Here is a 20,707-nt window from a genome sequence, read left to right as displayed (position 1 = left end):
ATTTGTAAAAAAATTCAGTTTGTTTGCTATGATAATCGTTTAAAAGTAATAAAATAACTCTTTGAGTGCGATAAAGGGTCATTGGATGGTTTGAAAAAAGAAAGACAAGGATTTTACAAGTAAGTGCATTATTTAAGAATTTTAATACTGAGTATAAGTTTTTTAAATATTTTAAATGCTGAAAATTTGAGTTACATGTCTTCTTCTTATCAAATAGGCACGGTGTTTATGCGCCCTTTAAACACCAACAAGCTTTTACAAGGGGCTTCAATCCTTCAAGGCTATGAAGTGAATCCTAAAAACGATTGGGCTTATTCTAGGTATTATTTCTTTATAGATTATGGTAATGTGCTTTTCAATGAGGACTCCACTTTGCAAGCGAACATGTTCACTTATGGGGTGGGAGGGGATTTCATGGTCGCCTACGCTAAAAACCCTATCAACCGCTGGGCTTTTTTCTTTGGCTTGCAACTAGCCGCTAACACATGGATACTCAACAATAAAGTCAAAGATTTGGTGGTGAACACTTGGGATTCATTAAAAGATTTCAATTTTCGTAACACTTATTTTAGGGCTATCGGGAAATTTGGGGTGCAGTTTCGCACGATCGTTTTATATCATAAGGTGGATGTGGAAATTGGCATGAAAATCTTTCTAACCCCTGAAAGGCGCAGCTTGTTTGAAAGGAGTTTTTTGTTTTTTATTTCGCATTCGTGGCATTTTTAAATGGCGGAGAGAGAGGGATTCGAACCCTCGAAGGCTTGCACCTTACACGCGTTCCAGGCGTGCTCCTTCAACCACTCGGACATCTCCCCTTAAAAAGGGCTTATTATAACTAAGATTTGTTTAAAAAGGGCTTATTCTAAAAGGAGTGAGTCTTTAGAAATAACGCCATCAATCTGATTTTTAGCGCAAATTTCCCATGATTCTGTATCGTTTAAATCCATAGAAAACAAGATTTTGCTATCTAATAAGTAATTAGTGGCGTGTTGTTGGGCGAGTATGGCTTGCTTAATATCTTTAAAAATACAATAGAGCGGTTTGAAAGCGTTGAATAAAAAAAAGGCGTCCGTCTCTATCTTGTGCGATGAAAAGATCACGCTAAAATTGACGCCATTTTCACAGCAATACTTAGCTAATTCCAAATTTTTTGGGTGCGCTTCAAAACACACTATATCGTTATTAGTGCTAGAATGAATGCCATCGGTGTTTTTAATGAAAATAAAACGAACGCTAGGGATTAAAGGGTGTCCTAAAATAAGCATTTTTACCTCTTATTCTTCAAACAAGTTTCACTGCAATACGCCACTGCTCCGCTATAAATAGCGTCTTTGCTAGAGACATAGGTTTGGCATTTAGAGCATACAATCATGTGATCTTCTAATTCTTTGGGGGTTTGTTGCGTGTAAGAGTGGTTGTCTTTGGGGTCGTCTTTGTGGGGTTTTTGCCTCAAAAACAAACGCCATAAAATCCATACAATAATGAGTAAGGGGATTAAAATTCTTAACATAAACTTTCCTTTGATTTGTAAAAATAAATGCGCTTTTTGCACATAAAGCATTCAGTGTCTTTACAAGCGATTTCATCTTTTAACTGCTCGCCTTTATAGAATAAAAAATACCCCTTATCTTTTAGGAAGCGTCGGCTTTTTTCTATCAAAAAAGAAGAGCTAGCGACCGCTCTAGAAGTGATTAAATCCACTTGTAAAAGATTTTGATAATCTTCTAAACGCTTTTTAACAATTTCAATATTGTTTAAAGGCAAAACGCTTTTAAGGTAGTTTAAAAAAGCCGCTCTTTTCATTCTTGGCTCTAAAAGAATGAATTGCGTTTCCGGTTTTTCAAGGGCTAAAGGGATAGCCGGAAGTCCCGCCCCGCTCCCAATATCCAAGCAACTTTTAAAATCTTTGACAAATTCTAAGGGTTTTAGAGCGTCTGTGATCTGGGGTTCTAACTCGCTTAAACGTTTCGCGCCGCTCAAGTTGTGCGTTTGATTCCATTCTAAAAGGATGCGTGCATAGTCTTGCAATAAGGGATTCATAAAATCAGCATCCCATCGCCATAAGAATAAAAACGATACTTCTTTTCTATGGCTATTTTGTAGATTTCTTTGGTTTTTTCTAAGCCTATCATCGCGCTCACAAGCATTAAAAGGCTAGATTTAGGCAAATGGAAATTAGTGAGCAAGTGATTAGCATGCTGGATCGGATTAGCAAGATGCAAGAATATATCGCATTCAAACGCCTCTTGATTAGGGGTTTTTAAACGCTTGAAATATTCCACGCTCCTTAAAGCGGTCGTGCCGATGCATAAAATCTCTTGGGATTCTCGCAAAATTTCTTGGCTCTTTTTAGGAATATGCAAAACTTCTGTATGGATTTGATGCTCTCTAATATCTTTAGTTTCTACGCCAAGAAAAGTTCCAGCCCCCACATGCAAGGTTAAAAAAGCGTGTTTAAAGTCTTTCAATAAATTTTCTAAAGTATTTTGAGAAAAATGCAATGACGCTGTAGGGGCAGCCACTGCACCGATGTGTTTAGCGAACACGCTCTGGTATTCATGCACATCCAAACTTTCATCCGCTCTTTTAATGTAGGGGGGCAAAGGCATATGCCCGTATTGTTCTAAAAGCTTTAAGATATTCGCTTGATTTAAAGGAGTTTTATGGTCATAAAAAGCGATCAAGCGCTGGCCGTTATGAAGCAATTCCAAAACTTCAGCGTAATGATTTTCATCAAAAAAGATTTTGTCCCCCACTTTGATCTTGCCCTTGATTTGAGTTAAAGCGCTATTGTCTTTAAAAAAGCGGTGGAAAAACACTTCGGTCGTTTTTGATGGCAAAAAGGCATGTTTAGATCCAAAAAGCCTAGCTTTCATCACTTTAGTGTCGTTCAACACCACAAGGGCGTTTTTAGGGAAAAAATCTAAAACATGTTCAAAAGTGGTGTGCGTGATTGTTTGCGAACGCCTTTCATATACGAGTAATTTAGCCTTTTCTTTGGGCAAAATGGGATAGCTTGCGATCAATTCTTTAGGCAAATGGTAATCATAGCTTTCTAAATCAAATTCTTTCAACTACAGCTCGCTCTTTGTATTCTCTTTGGTGTCTTCTTCGTCTTTGGGAGCCGGATTGACTATTTTAGCGATTAAAATAGAAAGCCCATAAAGCCCCACTAAGGGCAACGCCATAAAGATTTGACTCACCACATCAGGGGGAGTGATAATGGCTGCTACAATAAAAATCACTACAATAGCGTATTTGAAATACGCTTTCAAGCTCGCATCGGTAATCAAGCCCACTTTAGCTAAAAAATACGCCAAAACAGGCAGTTCAAACGCCACGCCAAAGCCTAAAATCAAGCGCGTGAAAAAGCTCACGTAACTGGACGCAGAAATATTAGCCGCAAACACATCGCTCCCAAAAGTGGCTAAGTATTCAATGATGAAAGGAAACACCACATAATAAGAAAACGCCGCCCCAATTAAAAACATGCCGCTCCCAAAAAACACAAAAGGCAAAATCACTTTTTTTTCATTCTTATAAAGCCCTGGAGCGATAAAAAGCCACAATTGCCAAAAAATAATGGGCATGGAAATGACGATAGCGGCTGAAAAACTGATTTTAACCGCTACCATGACCCCTTCAATAGGGGAGAGCTGAATGAGCGTGCCTTTATAAGAATTTTTAACAAATTCAAAAATATTTTTCCAAAAATGAAAGCACCCCAAAAACGCCACTAAAATCGTTCCTACAGAAACCATCAAACGCTTTCTTAATTCCTGTAAATGCGGTTTTAAATCTTCAAACATGCTCTTTTTCTTTGTCGTGTTCTTTGGCGTTGTTATCGGTTGCTAATTGGACTTCTTTAAGAGATTCATCGTTTGAAATTTCTTCATTTAAGGCTTCTTCATTGGAAACTTCTTTATTGGAATGGTTAGGGGGTGCGTTGTTTTCTAGGCTTTGTTGGTAATCTTGCATCAAATCCTGAATGCTTTTAATCTCCTTTTCTGCAGTTATTTTAGCGTCTTCTAATTCTTCAATCTTAACGCCTTTAAGACTCTCCACTTTATTTTCAAAGAGTTTTTGATACTCTAGAGTTTCTTTTTTGATTTCTTCAATATTGATTTCTTTATCTAAAGTGTCCTTAGCGTCATTGAGCGTTTTTTTAACCGCACGAAAAAATTTCACCATATCCACGACAGCCTGGGGGAATTTTTCTGGCCCTAAAAAAATAATCGCCACAACCAACACCACAAGGATTTCAAAAAAGCCCATGCCAAACATAATGATCTACTTTTACACCCTTTAAAATTTTATCGTTATTGTAGTGTAATTTTCTTTCTAAACAAGATTAAAATAAAGTTTGGGGGTTTAAAGTGGGGATTTTTAAAAGCGCGTGGGTTTTAGGCGTGGCGATTCGGCCTTTAGCGGTGCGCTCTAAATAACCATTAGCGAGTAAAAAAGGCTCAATCACGTCTTCAATCGTGCCTTCATCTTCTCTCATAGACGCTGCAATCGTGTTCAAACCCACCGGCTTTCCTTGAGCGTTAGCCAACAAAGATAAATACGCCAAATCCGCTTCATCAAAGCCCAATTCATTCACGCCTAATTCATTCAAAGCATGCAAAGTGATGTTTAAATCCATCAAGCTTGAATTTTTAACGAGTGCAAAATCGCGCACCCTTTTTAAAAGCCTTAAAGCGATCCTTGGCGTGCCTCTACTCCTTTTAGCGATTTCATCAGCGCTTTCTTCTTTGATGTCTTGGTTGAGTTTAACGGCGGCTTTTTTGATGATGAGGGCTAGTTCGCTAGGGCTATAAAATTGCATTCTAAAACTCATGCCAAATCTGTCTCTTAAGGGGTTAGAGAGCATTCCAGCTCTAGTGGTAGCGCCGATGAGGGTGAAAGGGGGTAAATCAATTTTAATGGTTTGAGCGGCCGGGCCTGAGCCTATGATAATATCCAGTCTAAAATCTTCCATAGCCGGGTATAAAACCTCTTCAATCGCCGGGCTAAGCCGGTGGATTTCATCAATAAAAAGAATGTCTTTAGCTTGCAAATTAGTCAAAATGGCGGCTAAATCACCGCTTTTTTCTATCATGGGAGCGGCGGTGATTTTGATATTGGTTTCCATTTCTTTAGCGATGATATGGCTGATTGAAGTTTTACCCAAACCGGGCGGGCCAAAAAAGAGCATGTGATCCAAACTTTCTTGGCGTTTTTTAGCCGCACAAATAGAAATTTGCAAGTTGCTTTTAATCTTTTCTTGACCGATAAAATCTTCCCAAAGATTAGGGCGCAAACTCACTTCTTGAGAAGTTTCAAAATCCAAGGTTTCTAAATTGACTATCCGTTCTTTCATTTAATGATAACTTTCTAATTCGTTAGGGAAGTTTCCCTTTTTCACATCATCAGCGTATTGTTTGATAGCGTTTTGAATCAATTCTTTCCCCTTAAGGTATTCTCGCACGAATTTAGGTTTAAAGCTATCAAAAAAGCCTAACATGTCGCTCCACACTAAAATCTGCCCGTCGCAATCCTTGCCGCTCCCTATGCCGATCGTGGGGATTTTGATTTTTTGCGTGATTGTTTGAGCGATAGGGGTGGTTATACCCTCTAAAACCAACAAACCCACCCCGGCTTCTTCTAAACTCAAGGCGTCTTCTAAAAGCTTTTTTTGTTGCTCTTCATTTTTGCCCTTAATCTTATAACCTCCATCAAGACGCACGAATTGGGGCATTAAGCCGATGTGCCCTACCACAATAACGCCCTCATTAGTGAGCGTTTTAATGAGCTTTGCTTTTTCTTTTCCGCCTTCTAGTTTGATCGCGCTCGCTTGGGTTTCTCTATAAACTCTGATGGCGTTTTTTAGGGCTGTTTTTTCATCTTTATAACTTCCAAAGGGCATGTCCGTGATGATAAAAGGAATCTTAGCGCCCGCACAAACCGCTTTAGTGTGATAGAGCATCATTTCCACACTCGCGCTTAAAGTGTCGTTTTGATTGAAAAAACTCATATTCAAACTATCGCCCACTAAAATCACATCCACTAGCGGATCAAATATTTGAGCGAACAGCGCGTCATAAGCGGTAATGGCAATGATTTTTTCGTGATTTTTTTTAGCTTGGAGATGGTTGAGAGTGATTTTTTTGGTTTGGGCGGTTTGCATGCTCATTGGAAAATCCTATGGTTTAAATATGGTGGCATTGTAGCATGATTTTAAGGGTGGGTGAAAATTTTACCCCATTTTAACTGAGTATTTTGATTATTTTAGTATAATTGAAAGAAACTTTTAACAAACAATTCAAGGGATTTGGCGATTTTGGGTCTTAAGAAGCGAGCTATTTTATGGTCTTTAATGGGGTTTTATGCAGGATTGAATGCGCTTGATTATGACACCCTAGACCCAAAGTATTACAAATATATCAAGTATTATAAAGCCTATGAAGATAAAGAAGTTGAAGAATTGATCAGAGACTTAAAAAGGGCGAACGCTAAAAGCGGGCTTATTTTAGGGATCAATACCGGGTTTTTTTATAACCATGAGATTATGGTTAGAACTAATAGCTCTAGCATTACCGGGAATATTTTAAATTATTTGTTCGCTTATGGCTTGCGTTTTGGCTATCAAACTTTCAGGCCGTCGTTTTTTGCACGCTTGGTCAAGCCCAATATCATTGGCAGGCGCATTTATATCCAATATTATGGAGGGGCCCCTAAAAAAGCGGGCTTTGGGAGCGTGGGGTTTCAATCGGTTATGCTGAATGGGGATTTTTTATTGGACATTCCCTTACCCTTCGTGGGAAAATACCTTTATATGGGGGGTTATATGGGTTTAGGTTTAGGGGTTGTAGCGCATGGGGTGAATTACACGGCGGAATGGGGGATGTCTTTTAATGCGGGTTTGGCTCTAACGGTATTAGAAAAAAACCGCATTGAATTTGAATTTAAAATTTTAAATAATTTCCCTTTTTTGCAATCTAATTCTTCAAAAGAGACTTGGTGGGGAGCTATAGCAAGCATTGGGTATCAATATGTGTTCTAAAAAAATAAGAAATCTTATTTTATGTTTAAGCTTGGCATTAAGCTTGCACGCTGAAGAAAATACGGCTCAAGAGAATACGACTGAAGAAAACATGATTGAAGAAAATACCCCTAAAGACGCTCCCATTCTTTTGGAAGAAAAACGCACCCAAACGCTAGAGCTTAATGAAGAAAAAAAAGAAGTTGCAAAGAGTGTTGATGAAAAAAGCCTGCTTGAAGAAATCCATAAGAAAAAACGCCAACTTTACATGCTCAAAGGGGAATTGCATGAAAAGAATGAATCCATCTTATTCCAACGAATGGCTAAAAATAAGAGCGGTTTTTTTATAGGCGTAATCCTTGGCGATATAGGGATTAACGCTCATCCTTATGAGAAGTTTGAGTTTTTAAGCGGCATCCAAGCTTCTCCTTTGTTGTATGGTTTAAGGAGCGGGTATCAAAAGTATTTTGCTAACGGGATTAGCGCCTTACGCTTTTATGGGGAATATTTAGGGGGGGCGATGAAAGGGTTTAAAAGCGATTCTTTAGCCTCTTATCAAACCGCAAGCTTGAATATTGATTTGTTGATGGATAAGCCTATTGACAAAGAAAAAAGGTTTGCGTTAGGGATATTTGGAGGCGTTGGAGTGGGGTGGAATGGGATGTATCAAAATTTAAAAGAGATTAAAGGGTATTCACAGCCTAACGCCTTTGGACTGGTGTTAAATTTAGGGGTGAGCATGACGCTTAATCTCAAACACCGCTTTGAATTAGCCTTAAAAATGCCTCCCTTAAAAGAAACCTCGCAAACCTTTTTATATTATTTTAAAAGCACTAATATTTATTATATTAGTTACAACTATTTATTGTAAAGGCTAAAATGTTGAAATTTAAATATTGTTTGATTTATATCGTGCTCATATTGGGACTTCAAGCGACAGATTATGACAATTTAGAAGAAGAAAACCAACAATTAGACGAAAAAATAAACCATTTAAAGCAACAGCTCACCGAAAAAGGGGTTTCGCCCAAAGAGATGGATAAGGATAAGTTTGAAGAGGAATATTTGGAGCGGACTTATCCTAAAATTTCCTCCAAGAAAAAAGAGAAATTACTCAAATCTTTTTCCATAGCCGATGATAAGAGTGGGGTTTTTTTAGGGGGTGGGTATGCTTATGGGGAACTTAACTTGTCTTATCAAGGGGAAATGTTAGACAGATATGGCGCGAATGCCCCTAGCGCGTTTAAAAACAATATTGAGATTAACGCTCCTGTTTCTATGATTAGCGCTAAATTTGGGTATCAAAAATACTTTGTGCCTTATTTTGGGACACGATTTTATGGGGATTTATTGCTTGGGGGAGGGGTGTTAAAAGAGAATGCACTCAAGCAACCTGTAGGTTCGTTTATTTATGTTTTAGGGGCTGTCAATACCGATTTGTTGTTTGATATGCCTTTAGATTTTAGAACTAAAAAGCATTTTTTAGGCGTTTATGCGGGTTTTGGGATAGGGCTTATGCTTTATCAAGACAAGCCTAATCAAAACGGGAGGAATTTGGTAGTGGGGGGTTATTCAAGCCCTAATTTTTTGTGGAAATCCTTGATTGAAGTGGATTACACTTTTAATGTGGGCTTGAGTTTAACGCTTTATAGGAAACACCGCTTAGAGATTGGCACTAAATTACCGATTAGCTATTTGAGAATGGGAGTGGAAGAGGGAGCGATTTATCAAAATAAAGAAGATGAGCGTTTGTTGATTTCGGCTAACAACCAATTCAAACGCTCCAGTTTTTTATTAGTGAATTATGCGTTCATTTTTTAAGGCTTGATCTTGGAGTTAAGATTTAAAATTCTAGCGTTAGTCGTTTTGATTTTAGGGGGTTATTTGATTTTTAACGCTTTAATCACAAAAACCAAAGCTTTAAGTTTTAGCTTAAGCAGCAAAGAGGATGCACTCAATGACAATAATGAAACGCTTTTTTGGGATTTAAAAAAACCCATTAAGATTAAAATAACAGCCCCAAAGGGCATCAAACGCTACGCACTAAAAGTAACCACACAAGATAATTTGATTCTATATGAAAAAGAAAATCTGGTATTGGATAAACCCAAGTCTTTAGAAGTGCCTTTAATTAGGCCTGAAATCATGGGGCTAGAAGACAAGTGTCTTTCGTATGAAATTAAAGCTAATGATTGGAGTTATGCTAATTTTTTCAATGGCAATAAGGCGTCTTTCAAACAAGAAGTGTGTGTGGATACGATAAAACCTTCCATTAAAGTTTTATCCCATTCCCCAAGTATCGCTTATGAAGGGAGCGCGGTAGTTGTCTTTGAAGCTTTGGATAAGAATTTGTCTCAGGCGTTTGTTCGCGTCAAAAAAAAGGATTTTAAAGCTTTCAGGCTTTTAGAATTCAAACAGCGTAATGTCTTTATCGCTCTAGTGCCTTGGTCTTATGAGAATAAGGATTTTAAGGCGTTCATTATCGCTAAAGATAAAGCCTATAACTCTAATACCACCCCTCTATTACTCAAGCGAAAAACCCATCGTTTGAGGGAAAAAGATATAGACTTAAGCGCCTTAAAAGACAAGATTGCACAGCAAGAAAAATTTCAAAATGATACTGAGCAAACTTTATTAGAAATATTTTCCAACGCGCGCTTAAAAGATTTAGAAAAAATCCAAAAAATCGCTTTAGAGCAAGGGGATTTTTATAAGGATTTTTCTTATTTTCAAGCGCTAAAACCCTTGAATGGGCCTTTTAAAATGGTAAGCAATTTTTTAGAGAGAAGGCGTTTTTTAAAAGATGATCAGGTGTTGTTCCAATTTTCGCATTTAGGGGTGGATTTGATACCCAGTAAGGATTTATCTTTAGCGTTTGATCCGTCTGTGAAAAGGGTTTTTAAGGGGGAGTTGGATTTTTATGGTAATAGTTTAATCAATTGTTATGGATTGGGTTTGTGCGTTTTTTTAGCGCATTTAAAAGACGATGAAAGCGTGGGGAGTAGTGGTTTGAAATTAGGGAGCGGGTTGCATTTAGGGATGCTTTTGCAAGGGGTTTTTGTCCGGCCTAATGAATGGCTTAATGAGCAATGGATAAAAACCAATATCATCACCCCCATAGAGCAAGCCAAACGGCTTTTAATGAAAGGATAGTCATGTTAAAAACGAATCAAAAAAACGTGCATGCGTTTGAAATTGAAAAGCAAGAGCCTGAAGCGGTCATGGAATTTTTAGAAAAAAACCATGCCCTTTTGCAATATTTTCTTATTATTTTTAAATATGATATTGAACCAGAAGTCAAAGCCATTTTGCGCAAACACCAGCTTTTGTTTTTAGAAACGAGTCGCGCTTTAAACGGACGCCATATCAAAACCATGCCTTTAAAAGAAGAAACCAATCATTCAAAACCCAATCATTCTAAAACAGAACCTAAAACAACGATTTATGAGCGCCATATCAGGAGTGGGGAAGAGATTTATAGCACTAATCATCTTATTTTTTTGGGTAATATCCATAACGGAGCGAAGATTATTTCAGAGGGCTGTGTGTCGGTTTATGGGGTGTGCGAAGGGGCGATTGTGTGCTTTGGAGAATGCTTGATTTTGAAAGAAGTCAAGAGCGCTCAAATCGTTTTTCAAAATAAAATTTTATCTCTAAAAGAGATTGAACGGCTTTTGGTAAATAAAAATATTAAAATAATCACTAAAAATGACGATATACTAGACATAAAGGAAGTATTATGAAACAAACAACCATTAACCACTCTGTGGAATTAGTAGGGATAGGCTTGCACAAGGGCGTTCCTGTGAAGCTTGTTTTAGAACCTTTAGGAGAAAATCAAGGCATTGTTTTTTACCGCTCTGATTTGGGCGTGAAGCTCCCCTTAAAACCTGAAAACATCGTGGATACCAAAATGGCAACCGTGTTGGGTAAGGATAATGCTAGAATTTCTACGATTGAACATTTGCTTTCAGCTGTCCATGCGTATGGTATTGACAATCTTAAAATCTCTGTGGATAACGAAGAAATCCCTATCATGGATGGGAGTGCTTTGACTTATTGCATGCTTTTAGATGAAGCAGGGATTAAAGAATTGGACGCTCCTAAAAAGGTGATGGAAATCAAGCAAGTCGTTGAGGTGAGAGAGGGCGATAAATTTGTTAAAATTGAGCCAGACAGCCAGCTTTCTTTGAATTTCACGATTGATTTTAACCATCCGGTTATCGCTAAGCAAGCCCATCATTTCGTCTTTAGTAAAACCGCTTACAAAGAGCAAGTCGCTAAAGCCCGCACCTTTGGGTTTTTGCAAGAGGTGAATTATTTGCGATCCATTGGTTTGGCGAAAGGGGGAAGCTTGAATAATTGTATCGTGTTGGATGAAAACAGCATTTTGAATAAAGAGGGTTTGAGATGCGAAAAGGAATTCGTGTGCCACAAGATTTTAGACGCTATGGGGGATCTAATGGTTTTAGGCATGCCTGTGATGGGCAAATACACTTCTTTTTCAGGGAGTCATAAGCTCAATTCCATGTTGGTCAAAGCCATTTTAGCGGACGCTAAAAATTACGAAGTTTTGATCGCTACAGATCCAATTAAAGAATTTGCGTTGCAAAAGGCTTTCGCTTAATCCTGAATTAGGGTTTATTTTTTTGGAATTGGATTTAGCGCTTATCTCTTTAGGAGAGGGGGTTCTGCTTGGGGTGTATCAAAACAATTTTTTATGCACTTCTTACACTTCCAAATCAAAAACAAGCGAAGCTTTAGTGGAAGTTTTTTCGCAATTATTCAAAGATTTTAAAAACCCTACTTTACCGGTGATTAAGGGGGTTTATTACGCTAAAGGACCAGGGAGTTTCACTAGCTTAAAACTCACGCACATTTTCCTACACACTTTGGCTTTAATCCATGGCTTTGAACTCTATTCAACCACAGGCTTTGATTTTAACGACAACACGCCCATTTTGGCGTATGCCAATAAATACTTTGTTTCAAAAGAAATGGAAAGCTTGAGCGATTTTAAAGATTTGAAAATTGCACCAAAAGATTTCATGCTGCCCTCTTTTTTAGAGAAAGACAAATTCACCCAATTGAACACGCCGTTTTACATTTTGTCTCCTATTTAGTGTATAATGCTAGTTTTAAAAATGAAAGGGTATCAACAATAGGGGTTTAAAATTTGGTAGTGAGTGTTCCTGCAACAAGTGCGAATTTAGGCCCCGGTTTTGATTGCTTGGGTTTGAGCTTGAATTTACGCAATCGTTTTTTTATTGAGCCTAGTAATTTTCATGCGGTGAAATTGGTTGGGGAGGGTGAAGGGATCCCTAAATTTTTAACCAACAATATTTTCACTAAAGTGTTTTATGAGATTTTAAAAAAGCATGGGAATGACGGCTCGTTTAAATTTTTATTGCATAATAAAGTCCCTATTACAAGGGGCATGGGGTCTAGCTCGGCGATGATTGTGGGTGCAGTCGCTTCGGCGTTTGCGTTTTTAGGGTTTCCTTTTGACAGAGAAAATATTGTCAATACCGCCTTAATTTATGAAAACCACCCGGATAATATCACCCCGGCGGTGTTTGGGGGGTATAATGCAGCGTTTGTGGAAAAAAAGAAAGTGGTAAGTTTAAAAACCAAAATCCCTTCTTTTTTAAAAGCGGTGATGGTGATCCCTAATAGGGCCATTTCCACCAAGCAATCGCGCCATCTCTTGCCCAAGCGTTACAGCGTGCAAGAAAGCGTGTTTAACCTTTCGCATGCGAGTTTGATGACGATGGCGATTGTGCAAGGGAAGTGGGATTTATTGCGTTGTTGCTCTAAAGACAGGATGCATCAATATAAGCGCATGCAAACTTATCCCGTGTTGTTTGCGATCCAAAAGCTCGCTTTAGAAAATAACGCTCTAATGAGTACGCTTTCAGGGAGTGGTTCGTCGTTTTTTAACATGTGTTATGAAGAAGACGCTCCTAAATTGAAACAGGTTTTGAGCAAGAAATTCCCTAAATTCAGGGTAGCGGTTTTAGATTTTGATAATGATGGAGTCCTTATTGAGAAAGACTGAAATTAAAATCCGCATGTGCGTGGCGTGCAGAATGCGCCAACCTCAAAAGGATTTGTTGCGTTTGAAAAGCTTTGAAAATCAAATCATGGAATTTGATGGCAAAGGCCGTAGTTTTTATGTGTGTGGAAATTGTTTGAAGAATGGAGAAAAAAAGTTGTTGAAAGCGGTTTCAAAAATAAAGAACGCCCCAAAAGATACCAAAAATATCATTAATTGGATTAAGGAGAGAAGCATAGCATGAGCGAGATGGTTGATTTAAAAAAATTTGTAACTGAGCTAGGTAAGACACAAAAAGAACTTAAAAATGTGATCGAGCAAGCCAAAGATATTGGTTTGGAGCTTAAAACAAATTCTAAAATGACCCCAGAGCAAGCAGCCAAGCTGTACAATTACATTGTGGAAGGCATTAAAGAACAGGTGCAAGCTAATAAACCCGCTAAAAATCTTGAACAAGACAATAAAGAGAATGGGGTTGCAACGCCTAAAACGCCCAGTAAAAAGGTTTCTAAAACGCCTAAAAAAGAAGAGACAAAAAGCCAGCCAAAGCCCAAAAAAACTAAAGAAAAGAAAAAAGAAGCTCCCACGCCCATTATCAAAAAGAAAGGAATAGAGATTGTTGATACTTTTGAGAATAAAACGCCCCCTATAGAAAACACTCCTAAAGCACTAACCCCCTCTCAATCTCAAATAGAAAAAGCCAAGCAAAAACTCCAAGAAATCCAAAAAAGCCGAGAAGCCCTAAACAAGCTCACCCAAAGCAATACCAACAACGCTAACAACACTAATAACGCTAAAAAAGAAATCAGCGAAGTTAAAAAGCAAGAGCAAGAGATCAAACGCCATGAAAACATTAAAAGACGCACCGGTTTTAGAGTTATTAAACGCAACGATGAAACAGAAAATGAAACGCAAAACAGCGTAACAGAAAGCAAAAAACCCACTCAAAGCGCGGCGGCTATTTTTGAAGACATTAAAAAAGAATGGCAAGAAAAAGACAAACAAGAGGCTAAAAAAGCCAAAAAACCCAGTAAGCCCAAAGCCACCCCCACAGCCAAAAACAACAAATCCCATAAAATTGATTTTAGCGATGCGAGGGATTTTAAGGGCAATGATATTTATGATGATGAAACCGATGAAATCTTATTGTTTGATTTGCATGAACAAGATAATCTCAATAAGGAAGAAGAAGAAAAAGAAATCCGCCAAAATATCAACGACAGGGTGCGCGTCCAAAGGAAAAACCCTTGGATGAATGAAAGCGGGATCAAACGACAATCCAAGAAAAAGTGCGCATTCCGTAACGATAACAGCCAAAAAGTGATCCAAAGCGCGATTGCAATCCCTGAAGAAGTGCGCGTCTATGAATTCGCGCAAAAAGCGAATTTGAATCTGGCTGATGTGATTAAAACGCTTTTTAATTTAGGGCTTATGGTAACTAAAAACGACTTTTTGGATAAGGATAGCATAGAAATTTTAGCCGAAGAGTTCCATTTAGAAATTTCTGTTCAAAACACATTAGAGGAATTTGAAGTAGAAGAAGTGCTAGAGGGGGTGAAAAAAGAACGCCCGCCTGTGGTTACCATCATGGGGCATGTGGATCATGGTAAAACTTCACTATTAGATAAAATCCGTGATAAAAGAGTCGCTCACACGGAAGCCGGGGGGATCACTCAGCACATTGGCGCTTACATGGTAGAAAAAAATGGCAAATGGGTGTCTTTCATTGACACCCCAGGGCATGAAGCCTTTAGCCAGATGCGTAATCGTGGGGCTCAAGTTACAGATATTGCAGTGATCGTGATAGCGGCTGATGATGGGGTGAAGCAACAGACTATTGAAGCTTTAGAGCATGCAAAAGCGGCTAATGTGCCTGTGATTTTTGCGATGAATAAAATGGATAAGCCTAATGTCAATCCGGACAAACTCAAAGCTGAATGCGCTGAGCTTGGCTATAACCCTGTGGATTGGGGCGGAGAGTATGAGTTTATCCCTGTTTCGGCTAAAACGGGCGATGGCATTGACAATTTATTAGAAACCATTCTTATCCAAGCGGATATTATGGAATTAAAAGCCATAGAAGAGGGCAGCGCTAGAGCGGTTGTTTTAGAAGGGAGCGTGGAAAAAGGGCGTGGGGCAGTAGCCACTGTGATTGTCCAAAGCGGGACTTTGAGCGTGGGGGATAGTTTTTTTGCTGAAACGGCGTTTGGTAAAGTAAGAACGATGACTGATGATCAAGGCAAGAGCATTCAAAGTTTAAAACCCTCTATGGTGGCTCTCATCACAGGCTTGAGCGAAGTGCCGCCTGCGGGATCTGTTTTAATAGGGGTAGAAAACGATTCTATCGCGCGCTTGCAAGCTCAAAAGAGGGCGACTTATTTGCGCCAAAAAGCGTTGAGTAAAAGCACTAAAGTGTCTTTTGATGAGCTTTCAGAAATGGTCGCTAATAAGGAATTAAAAAACATTCCTGTAGTCATTAAGGCGGATACGCAAGGAAGCTTAGAAGCCATTAAAAACAGCTTGTTAGAGCTTAATAACGAAGAAGTAGCGATTCAAGTGATCCACTCAGGGGTGGGGGGCATTACTGAGAATGATTTGAGCTTGGTTTCTAGCAGTGAGCATGCGGTGATTCTAGGCTTTAATATCCGCCCCACCGGTAACGTGAAAAATAAGGCTAAAGAATACAACGTGAGCATTAAAACTTACACGGTGATTTATGCCTTGATTGAAGAAATGCGATCGTTATTGTTAGGCTTGATGAGTCCTATCATTGAAGAAGAGCATACCGGGCAAGCGGAAGTGAGAGAGACCTTTAATATCCCTAAAGTGGGCACGATAGCCGGGTGTGTGGTGAGCGATGGGGTGATCGCTCGTGGCATTAAGGCGCGTTTGATTAGGGATGGCGTGGTGGTTCATACCGGCGAAATCCTTTCTTTGAAACGCTTTAAAGACGATGTGAAAGAAGTTTCTAAGGGCTATGAGTGTGGGATCATGTTAGAAAATTATAATGAAATTAAAGTGGGCGATGTGTTTGAAACCTATAAAGAAATCCATAAAAAAAGAACCCTCTAATGAACGCTCATAAAGAACGCTTAGAGTCCAATCTTTTAGAATTATTGCAAGAGGCTTTAGCGAGCTTGAACGACAGCGAGTTGAATTCTTTAAGCGTTACTAAGGTGGAATGCTCTAAGGGGAAGCACCATGCTTATGTGTTTGTGCTTTCATCAGATCATAAAATCCTTTCTAAATTGAAAAAAGCTGAGGGTTTGATTAGGCAGTTTGTTTTGCAAACAAGCGGGTGGTTTAAATGCCCAAAACTCAGTTTTGTTTTGGACAATAGCTTAGAAAAGCAACTCCGCCTAGACGCCATATTCAATGAAATCGCTAAAGGGAAAGATCATGACTAAAAAAATAGAAGAGAAAATAGAAGGCGTGATTGAAAGCTTGGGTTACTTGCTTTATGATGTGAGTTTGGTTAAAGAAAATGAACACAATATTTTAAGGGTGAGCCTTAAAAACCCTAATGGGGCGGTTAGCTTGGATATTTGCCAACAGGTGAGCGAGATGATTTCGCCCTTATTAGATGTGTGCGATTTTATTCAAGACGCTTATATTTTGGAAGTGAGCTCTATGGGGTTAGAAAGAACGCTTAAAACCCCCAAACACTTCAAGCTTTCTTTAGGCGAAAAAGTGGGAGTCAAACTCATAAATAAAGAAAGCTTTCAAGCTGTCCTTAAAGACGCTAACGATTGGAGCGCGGATTTTGAATTAGAGGATCACACCATTAAAAGCGTGGAGTATAAAGACTTAAAGAAAGTTAAAACGCTTTTTGAGTGGTGAAATGGGGTTTTTGAATGTTAAAAATGGTTTTAGTTATAACGCTTAAGAATGATTTGGATTATAAGATAAGGCATTAAAAGGATATTAGCTCTAAAGGGGATGTTAGCGTTAACATGCTAATATAGTGGAACATTATGACTACAAAAAGGGTGGTATGCTGATCTCCATAGCGTTTTTATTGGTTTTGTGTCTTTTGAATTATAGTTCTTTTAGGATGTTAAAATCGTTTTTAACCTTAAAGAAAATCTCCCAATACGCTTATTTGGGGTTTTTTGTCCTTTTGAGCACGGGCGAGACGGCTTTTGCTTTTTACAGAAATGTTATGCCTAGCCATTTGTTTGTTTTGACTTCGGCGTGTTCGTTTGTAACTTTTATTATTTTTATCCTTTCTTTAAGTTTTTACGGGTTTTCTTACTCTGTAGAAAAAATAGATTTTTTGCATTCAAGGCGTAAAAGTTTAAAAAACTTTTTAAAATTAGGGTTTTATCTGGCGTTATTAGGGTATTTTTGGCGCGGATTTTATGAAGGGTTGGCCCGCCCTAAAATCAAAGAAACCCCTATTTATTTAGACAAGCTGGATAAAGAATTAAAGATTATTTTACTCACAGACATGCATGTGGGGAGTTTGTTGCAAAAAGATTTTGTTGATTACATTGTAGAAGAAGTCAATCAAAAAGAAGTGGATATGGTGCTGATTGGGGGGGATTTAGTGGATGAAAGCATTGAAAAAGTCAAATCTTTTTTACTGCCCTTAAACAACCTTAAAAGCACGCATGGCACTTTTTATGTGCCAGGAAATCATGAATATTATCATGGCATAGAGCCGATTTTATCGTTTCTTGAAACTTTAAATTTGACGATTTTGGGGAATGAGTGCGTGCATTTAGGGGGGATCAATTTGTGCGGTGTGTATGATTATTTCGCAAGAAAGCATCAAAATTTTGCCCCTGATATTGACAAAGCTTTAAAAAAGCGCAATGAGAGTAAGCCCACGATTCTTTTAGCCCACCAGCCCAAACAAATTAGAAGCCTCAAAGAAAGCCACTCTGTAGATTTAGTCCTTTCAGGGCATACCCATGCAGGGCAAATCTTTCCCTTTAGCCTTTTAGTCAAGTTGGCACAAACCTATTTGTATGGTTTATACAAGCACAGCGGCACCACTCAAATTTATGTGAGCAGTGGGGCAGGGTATTGGGGCGTTCCTTTAAGGTTTTTAGCCCCTAGCGAGATCGCATACCTTAGGCTTTTACCTAAAAATCAAGCTTAGTCAAACAAAATCTTAAAATCGTAATCAAGCGGTTAAAAACAGGGATTAAAACAAGGAGTTAAAAAACAACCGCCAAGATAAAGGGAAAGGAGGGGGAGGTGACCCTTCAATCTTAGCGGCTTTGTAATTATACAATAAAATGGTGATTTTTAGCAAATGATTTTAAAAATTATCCATAAAAACGCTCAAAGGCATTTTTTACAATCCAAATTTAAGAACTTACACCCAGCAAACGATAACTTTTATTAATATTTTCTTAAACTAATTTAAAATTATGATATAATCAGTGTTTGAATTACTCTTAAATGCAGGAGTCCATACACCATGCGCGTTCTACTGATTGAAAAAAATTCTGTTTTGGGTGGAGAAATTGAAAAGGGCTTAAATGTTAAAGGCTTTATGGCTGATGTAACAGAGAGTTTAGAGGATGGGGAATATCTTATGGATATTAGGAATTACGACTTAGTTATGGTAAGCGATAAAAACGCTTTAAGTTTTGTTTCTAGAATCAAGGAAAAGCATTCTTCTATTGTTGTTTTAGTTTCTTCTGATAACCCTACAAGCGAGGAAGAAGTCCATGCGTTTGAGCAAGGTGCGGACGATTACATCGCTAAGCCTTACCGCAGTATTAAGGCTTTAGTCGCAAGGATTGAGGCTCGTTTGAGGTTTTGGGGATCTAATGTGATTGAAATTGGGGATTTGACCATTAGCCCTGATGAAGAAAAGATTATTTACAAGGGGCGTGAAGTTGAAGTTAAGGGCAAACCTTTTGAAGTGCTCACCCATCTTGCCAGACATAGGGATCAAATCGTTTCCAAAGAACAGCTTTTAGACGCTATTTGGGAAGAGCCTGAAATGGTTACCCCTAATGTGATTGAAGTGGCTATCAATCAAATCCGCCAAAAAATGGATAAACCTTTGGGGATTTCCACGGTTGAAACTGTAAGGCGCAGAGGCTATCGTTTTTGCTACCCCAAACCGGCGTGTGAAGAATAAGCTTCATGGCTTTTTTGTAAAAAATACTATTGATGATAATGGGGGTATGGAGTGGGTAAGTTATTGACAATATTTTAATAACATTTAATAATATCGTATTATGTTATGCCACCCTTAGTTGGGGGTTTTACCTGTAGCTTTATGGGTAAGGTATTTTGATTAAAAAATACTAAAGTTCATGCTGATCTTAGTATCCATCAAAACACAAAAATACAAACTCTAGCTCTATCACAAATATTGACCATAAAACTTAAAGAATGCTAAAAACATTTTTTACAATCAAATAATAAAAGATCTTGTAAAAAGCAAGCGATAACTTCTTAAAAAAGCGATCTTTGAGAGTAGGGGGATTTTAAGAGAAAATGAGTTTTAAAAATAGAGTAACCAAAACCCCATTTTTTAAAAATTAAAGAGTTTTTATTACCCACGCTTTTTAAAAAAATGGGGTCAACCTTAAACTTTGAAAGTTTGAGTGTTTTAAGCGTTATTGAAAATTTCTTCTACTTGTTCTTTAATGTCTCTGTAGTTAAAACTTTCTCTAAAGCCATCAATCTTGCCTCCGCTCGCATTCCTATGCCCGCCCCCATTAAAACACATTTGACTGAGTTCGCACACATCGCAATTCCCATTCGCTCTTAAGCTCACATTCCCTTTAGCGTTCACATCCATATAAAAATCAAAATCCGGATTTTGCGTTAAAAAAAGGTTAGCCAACACGCTAATGCCCCCCATAGAATAACTTAAAAACCCTTTTTTATCCTGGTAATAAACGCTGCAATCATGCTTTTTTAAAGAGAGCAAATGCGTTTGCGCGTTTGAAGAAATATTGTCCATCGTTTCTGTATCAGGGTCGCCCCCTAAAGCGATTTTCTTAAGCTTGAACAAATCATTATCATAGGCTACAGGGGCATTTTCTAAAAACAAATAGTTTTTAACTTCTTCTAAAAGCTTTAATTTATAGTTGCGGTTCTCTTCGTCAAACATGAAACGGTTCAATTCAGAGCTTTGGTTAATCATGCGCATGCACACTTTGCCTAATTCAAAGCCATAACCTTGCGTGTCCCAAATATCCACAGAATTGACCATTTCCACCAAAGGCTCTAGCCATGTTGTGTTTTTTGGCTCTAAAAGAGCGTAATGCTTTTTCAAAAACTCATACACGATTTTAGTCGCGCAGCGGTTAATGTCTAAAAAATACCAATGGAAACTCTCAGCCACTTCCTTACCGCTGATATGGTGATCCAAGAGTTGGATTTGAATGTTTTTATTTTGCAAGCGGTGTTCTTGGATTTTATCTTGCAAATACTGCGCTTCATTCAAATTCAGATTCAAATCGCTGATCAAAATAAGGAATTTACTTTCTTTAGATTGAGCGATCGCGTTTAGAATTTCATAAATTCTCGATGAGACTTCACGCCCATAGTTGGCGTTATAGCATTGGACATTCTTAAAAAAATGTTTTGAAACAAGCTGGCATGCATAGCCGTCTAAATCAATGTGTGAAAGGTGGTAAACTTGCATCATT

24 protein-coding genes and 1 tRNA gene are annotated in these 20,707 nt (G+C 38.2%); 15 read left to right on the top strand and 10 right to left on the bottom strand.

From position 1 onward, the window contains the following. Nucleotides 1-123 precede the first annotated feature (123 nt). On the top strand, nucleotides 124-726 hold the full coding sequence (locus EAL87_RS01970; protein ID WP_120912758.1) for an outer membrane protein: 603 nt from the start codon (nucleotides 124-126) through the stop codon (nucleotides 724-726). Nucleotide 727: 1 nt separating this feature from the next. On the opposite strand, the gene EAL87_RS01965 is transcribed toward EAL87_RS01970, so the two are convergent. The 9 genes from EAL87_RS01965 to panB all read right to left on the bottom strand — a co-directional run bounded on the left by EAL87_RS01965 (nucleotide 728) and on the right by panB (nucleotide 6,175). Next, nucleotides 728-815, bottom strand: a tRNA-Ser gene (locus tag EAL87_RS01965). Between the two features lie 42 nt (nucleotides 816-857). Further along, on the bottom strand, nucleotides 858-1,265 hold the full coding sequence (locus EAL87_RS01960) for a hypothetical protein (RefSeq protein ID WP_120912757.1): 408 nt from the start codon (nucleotides 1,263-1,265) through the stop codon (nucleotides 858-860). A gap of 2 nt (nucleotides 1,266-1,267) precedes the next feature. Further along, complete coding sequence (locus EAL87_RS01955) at nucleotides 1,268-1,510, bottom strand: PP0621 family protein (protein ID WP_162972530.1); 243 nt, start codon at nucleotides 1,508-1,510, stop codon at nucleotides 1,268-1,270. After that, complete coding sequence (gene rsmG / locus EAL87_RS01950; RefSeq protein WP_120912755.1) at nucleotides 1,504-2,040, bottom strand: 16S rRNA (guanine(527)-N(7))-methyltransferase RsmG; 537 nt, start codon at nucleotides 2,038-2,040, stop codon at nucleotides 1,504-1,506. The genes EAL87_RS01955 and rsmG overlap by 7 nt, the downstream gene beginning before the upstream one ends. Then, complete coding sequence (gene queA, locus EAL87_RS01945) at nucleotides 2,037-3,074, bottom strand: tRNA preQ1(34) S-adenosylmethionine ribosyltransferase-isomerase QueA (protein ID WP_120912754.1); 1,038 nt, start codon at nucleotides 3,072-3,074, stop codon at nucleotides 2,037-2,039. The genes rsmG and queA overlap by 4 nt, the downstream gene beginning before the upstream one ends. Then, complete coding sequence (tatC, locus tag EAL87_RS01940; RefSeq protein WP_120912753.1) at nucleotides 3,075-3,809, bottom strand: twin-arginine translocase subunit TatC; 735 nt, start codon at nucleotides 3,807-3,809, stop codon at nucleotides 3,075-3,077. Next, the gene (gene tatB, locus EAL87_RS01935) at nucleotides 3,802-4,284 is read right to left on the bottom strand and encodes a Sec-independent protein translocase protein TatB (protein ID WP_120912752.1); all 483 of its coding nucleotides are present in this window, start codon (nucleotides 4,282-4,284) and stop codon (nucleotides 3,802-3,804) included. The genes tatC and tatB overlap by 8 nt, the downstream gene beginning before the upstream one ends. A 67-nt stretch (nucleotides 4,285-4,351) precedes the next feature. Then, on the bottom strand, nucleotides 4,352-5,362 hold the full coding sequence (gene ruvB, locus EAL87_RS01930; RefSeq protein WP_000664487.1) for a Holliday junction branch migration DNA helicase RuvB: 1,011 nt from the start codon (nucleotides 5,360-5,362) through the stop codon (nucleotides 4,352-4,354). Further along, entirely contained in the window at nucleotides 5,363-6,175 is an 813-nt protein-coding gene (panB, locus tag EAL87_RS01925; protein WP_120912751.1) for a 3-methyl-2-oxobutanoate hydroxymethyltransferase, read from the bottom strand. Between the two features lie 147 nt (nucleotides 6,176-6,322). Here panB and EAL87_RS01920 point away from each other — a divergent pair, with 147 nt between their 5' ends. The 14 genes from EAL87_RS01920 (at nucleotide 6,323) to hsrA (ending at nucleotide 19,182) form a co-directional block, all read left to right on the top strand. Then, nucleotides 6,323-7,045, top strand: a complete 723-nt coding sequence (locus EAL87_RS01920) for a hypothetical protein (RefSeq protein ID WP_000523331.1) — start codon at nucleotides 6,323-6,325, stop codon at nucleotides 7,043-7,045. Beyond that, nucleotides 7,035-7,895, top strand: a complete 861-nt coding sequence (locus tag EAL87_RS01915; RefSeq protein ID WP_120912750.1) for an outer membrane beta-barrel protein — start codon at nucleotides 7,035-7,037, stop codon at nucleotides 7,893-7,895. The genes EAL87_RS01920 and EAL87_RS01915 overlap by 11 nt, the downstream gene beginning before the upstream one ends. A gap of 8 nt (nucleotides 7,896-7,903) precedes the next feature. Then, nucleotides 7,904-8,845, top strand: a complete 942-nt coding sequence (locus EAL87_RS01910; protein WP_120912749.1) for an outer membrane beta-barrel protein — start codon at nucleotides 7,904-7,906, stop codon at nucleotides 8,843-8,845. Nucleotides 8,846-8,854: 9 nt separating this feature from the next. Beyond that, the gene (locus EAL87_RS01905; RefSeq protein WP_162972529.1) at nucleotides 8,855-10,177 is read left to right on the top strand and encodes a M23 family metallopeptidase; all 1,323 of its coding nucleotides are present in this window, start codon (nucleotides 8,855-8,857) and stop codon (nucleotides 10,175-10,177) included. Nucleotides 10,178-10,179: 2 nt separating this feature from the next. Next, the gene (gene minC / locus EAL87_RS01900; protein ID WP_162972528.1) at nucleotides 10,180-10,767 is read left to right on the top strand and encodes a septum site-determining protein MinC; all 588 of its coding nucleotides are present in this window, start codon (nucleotides 10,180-10,182) and stop codon (nucleotides 10,765-10,767) included. Further along, a complete protein-coding gene (gene lpxC / locus EAL87_RS01895; RefSeq protein WP_120912747.1) occupies nucleotides 10,764-11,651 on the top strand; it encodes a UDP-3-O-acyl-N-acetylglucosamine deacetylase in 888 nt (295 codons plus the stop codon). The genes minC and lpxC overlap by 4 nt, the downstream gene beginning before the upstream one ends. A gap of 22 nt (nucleotides 11,652-11,673) precedes the next feature. Then, a complete protein-coding gene (locus tag EAL87_RS01890) occupies nucleotides 11,674-12,147 on the top strand; it encodes a tRNA (adenosine(37)-N6)-threonylcarbamoyltransferase complex dimerization subunit type 1 TsaB (protein WP_162972547.1) in 474 nt (157 codons plus the stop codon). A 53-nt stretch (nucleotides 12,148-12,200) separates the two neighbouring features. Then, a complete protein-coding gene (gene thrB / locus EAL87_RS01885) occupies nucleotides 12,201-13,082 on the top strand; it encodes a homoserine kinase (RefSeq protein ID WP_120912746.1) in 882 nt (293 codons plus the stop codon). After that, nucleotides 13,069-13,323, top strand: a complete 255-nt coding sequence (locus EAL87_RS01880) for a DUF448 domain-containing protein (protein WP_181370003.1) — start codon at nucleotides 13,069-13,071, stop codon at nucleotides 13,321-13,323. The genes thrB and EAL87_RS01880 overlap by 14 nt, the downstream gene beginning before the upstream one ends. Then, a complete protein-coding gene (gene infB, locus EAL87_RS01875; protein ID WP_120912745.1) occupies nucleotides 13,320-16,151 on the top strand; it encodes a translation initiation factor IF-2 in 2,832 nt (943 codons plus the stop codon). The genes EAL87_RS01880 and infB overlap by 4 nt, the downstream gene beginning before the upstream one ends. Beyond that, nucleotides 16,151-16,486 (top strand): 30S ribosome-binding factor RbfA, encoded by a 336-nt coding sequence (gene rbfA, locus EAL87_RS01870; RefSeq protein ID WP_120912744.1) that lies wholly within the window; start codon nucleotides 16,151-16,153, stop codon nucleotides 16,484-16,486. Before infB ends, rbfA begins: the two co-directional genes overlap by 1 nt. Further along, on the top strand, nucleotides 16,479-16,919 hold the full coding sequence (gene rimP, locus EAL87_RS01865) for a ribosome maturation factor RimP (RefSeq protein ID WP_120912743.1): 441 nt from the start codon (nucleotides 16,479-16,481) through the stop codon (nucleotides 16,917-16,919). The genes rbfA and rimP overlap by 8 nt, the downstream gene beginning before the upstream one ends. A 154-nt stretch (nucleotides 16,920-17,073) precedes the next feature. Then, nucleotides 17,074-18,186 (top strand): metallophosphoesterase, encoded by a 1,113-nt coding sequence (locus EAL87_RS01860; RefSeq protein WP_120912742.1) that lies wholly within the window; start codon nucleotides 17,074-17,076, stop codon nucleotides 18,184-18,186. Between the two features lie 324 nt (nucleotides 18,187-18,510). Continuing rightward, complete coding sequence (gene hsrA / locus EAL87_RS01855) at nucleotides 18,511-19,182, top strand: response regulator-like transcription factor HsrA (protein ID WP_001264984.1); 672 nt, start codon at nucleotides 18,511-18,513, stop codon at nucleotides 19,180-19,182. Between the two features lie 477 nt (nucleotides 19,183-19,659). Here the strand turns inward: hsrA and EAL87_RS01850 are convergent, their stop codons facing one another. Next, nucleotides 19,660-20,703: a 3',5'-cyclic-nucleotide phosphodiesterase gene (locus tag EAL87_RS01850; RefSeq protein WP_162972526.1), complete on the bottom strand. Its 1,044-nt coding sequence runs from the start codon at nucleotides 20,701-20,703 to the stop codon at nucleotides 19,660-19,662. Nucleotides 20,704-20,707: the final 4 nt, after the last annotated feature.

It is taken from the genome of Helicobacter pylori, from assembly GCF_003636935.1.
Taxonomy (GTDB): domain Bacteria; phylum Campylobacterota; class Campylobacteria; order Campylobacterales; family Helicobacteraceae; genus Helicobacter; species Helicobacter pylori_CH.
Note: the sequence above shows the minus strand (reverse complement) of the source record. Positions and strands in the feature narration are given on the sequence as shown.

Coding starts and splice junctions, on each gene's coding strand:
- tatB (WP_120912752.1), bottom strand. CDS start 4,284: ATGTTTGGCATGGGCTTTTTTGAAATCCTTGTGGTGTTGGTTGTGGCG.
- EAL87_RS01850 (WP_162972526.1), bottom strand. CDS start 20,703: ATGCAAGTTTACCACCTTTCACACATTGATTTAGACGGCTATGCATGC.
- ruvB (WP_000664487.1), bottom strand. CDS start 5,362: ATGAAAGAACGGATAGTCAATTTAGAAACCTTGGATTTTGAAACTTCT.
- lpxC (WP_120912747.1), top strand. CDS start 10,764: ATGAAACAAACAACCATTAACCACTCTGTGGAATTAGTAGGGATAGGC.
- rbfA (WP_120912744.1), top strand. CDS start 16,151: ATGAACGCTCATAAAGAACGCTTAGAGTCCAATCTTTTAGAATTATTG.
- EAL87_RS01915 (WP_120912750.1), top strand. CDS start 7,035: ATGTGTTCTAAAAAAATAAGAAATCTTATTTTATGTTTAAGCTTGGCA.
- rimP (WP_120912743.1), top strand. CDS start 16,479: ATGACTAAAAAAATAGAAGAGAAAATAGAAGGCGTGATTGAAAGCTTG.
- rsmG (WP_120912755.1), bottom strand. CDS start 2,040: ATGAATCCCTTATTGCAAGACTATGCACGCATCCTTTTAGAATGGAAT.
- hsrA (WP_001264984.1), top strand. CDS start 18,511: ATGCGCGTTCTACTGATTGAAAAAAATTCTGTTTTGGGTGGAGAAATT.
- EAL87_RS01910 (WP_120912749.1), top strand. CDS start 7,904: ATGTTGAAATTTAAATATTGTTTGATTTATATCGTGCTCATATTGGGA.
- EAL87_RS01955 (WP_162972530.1), bottom strand. CDS start 1,510: ATGTTAAGAATTTTAATCCCCTTACTCATTATTGTATGGATTTTATGG.
- infB (WP_120912745.1), top strand. CDS start 13,320: ATGAGCGAGATGGTTGATTTAAAAAAATTTGTAACTGAGCTAGGTAAG.
- EAL87_RS01860 (WP_120912742.1), top strand. CDS start 17,074: ATGCTGATCTCCATAGCGTTTTTATTGGTTTTGTGTCTTTTGAATTAT.
- panB (WP_120912751.1), bottom strand. CDS start 6,175: ATGAGCATGCAAACCGCCCAAACCAAAAAAATCACTCTCAACCATCTC.
- EAL87_RS01960 (WP_120912757.1), bottom strand. CDS start 1,265: ATGCTTATTTTAGGACACCCTTTAATCCCTAGCGTTCGTTTTATTTTC.
- tatC (WP_120912753.1), bottom strand. CDS start 3,809: ATGTTTGAAGATTTAAAACCGCATTTACAGGAATTAAGAAAGCGTTTG.
- minC (WP_162972528.1), top strand. CDS start 10,180: ATGTTAAAAACGAATCAAAAAAACGTGCATGCGTTTGAAATTGAAAAG.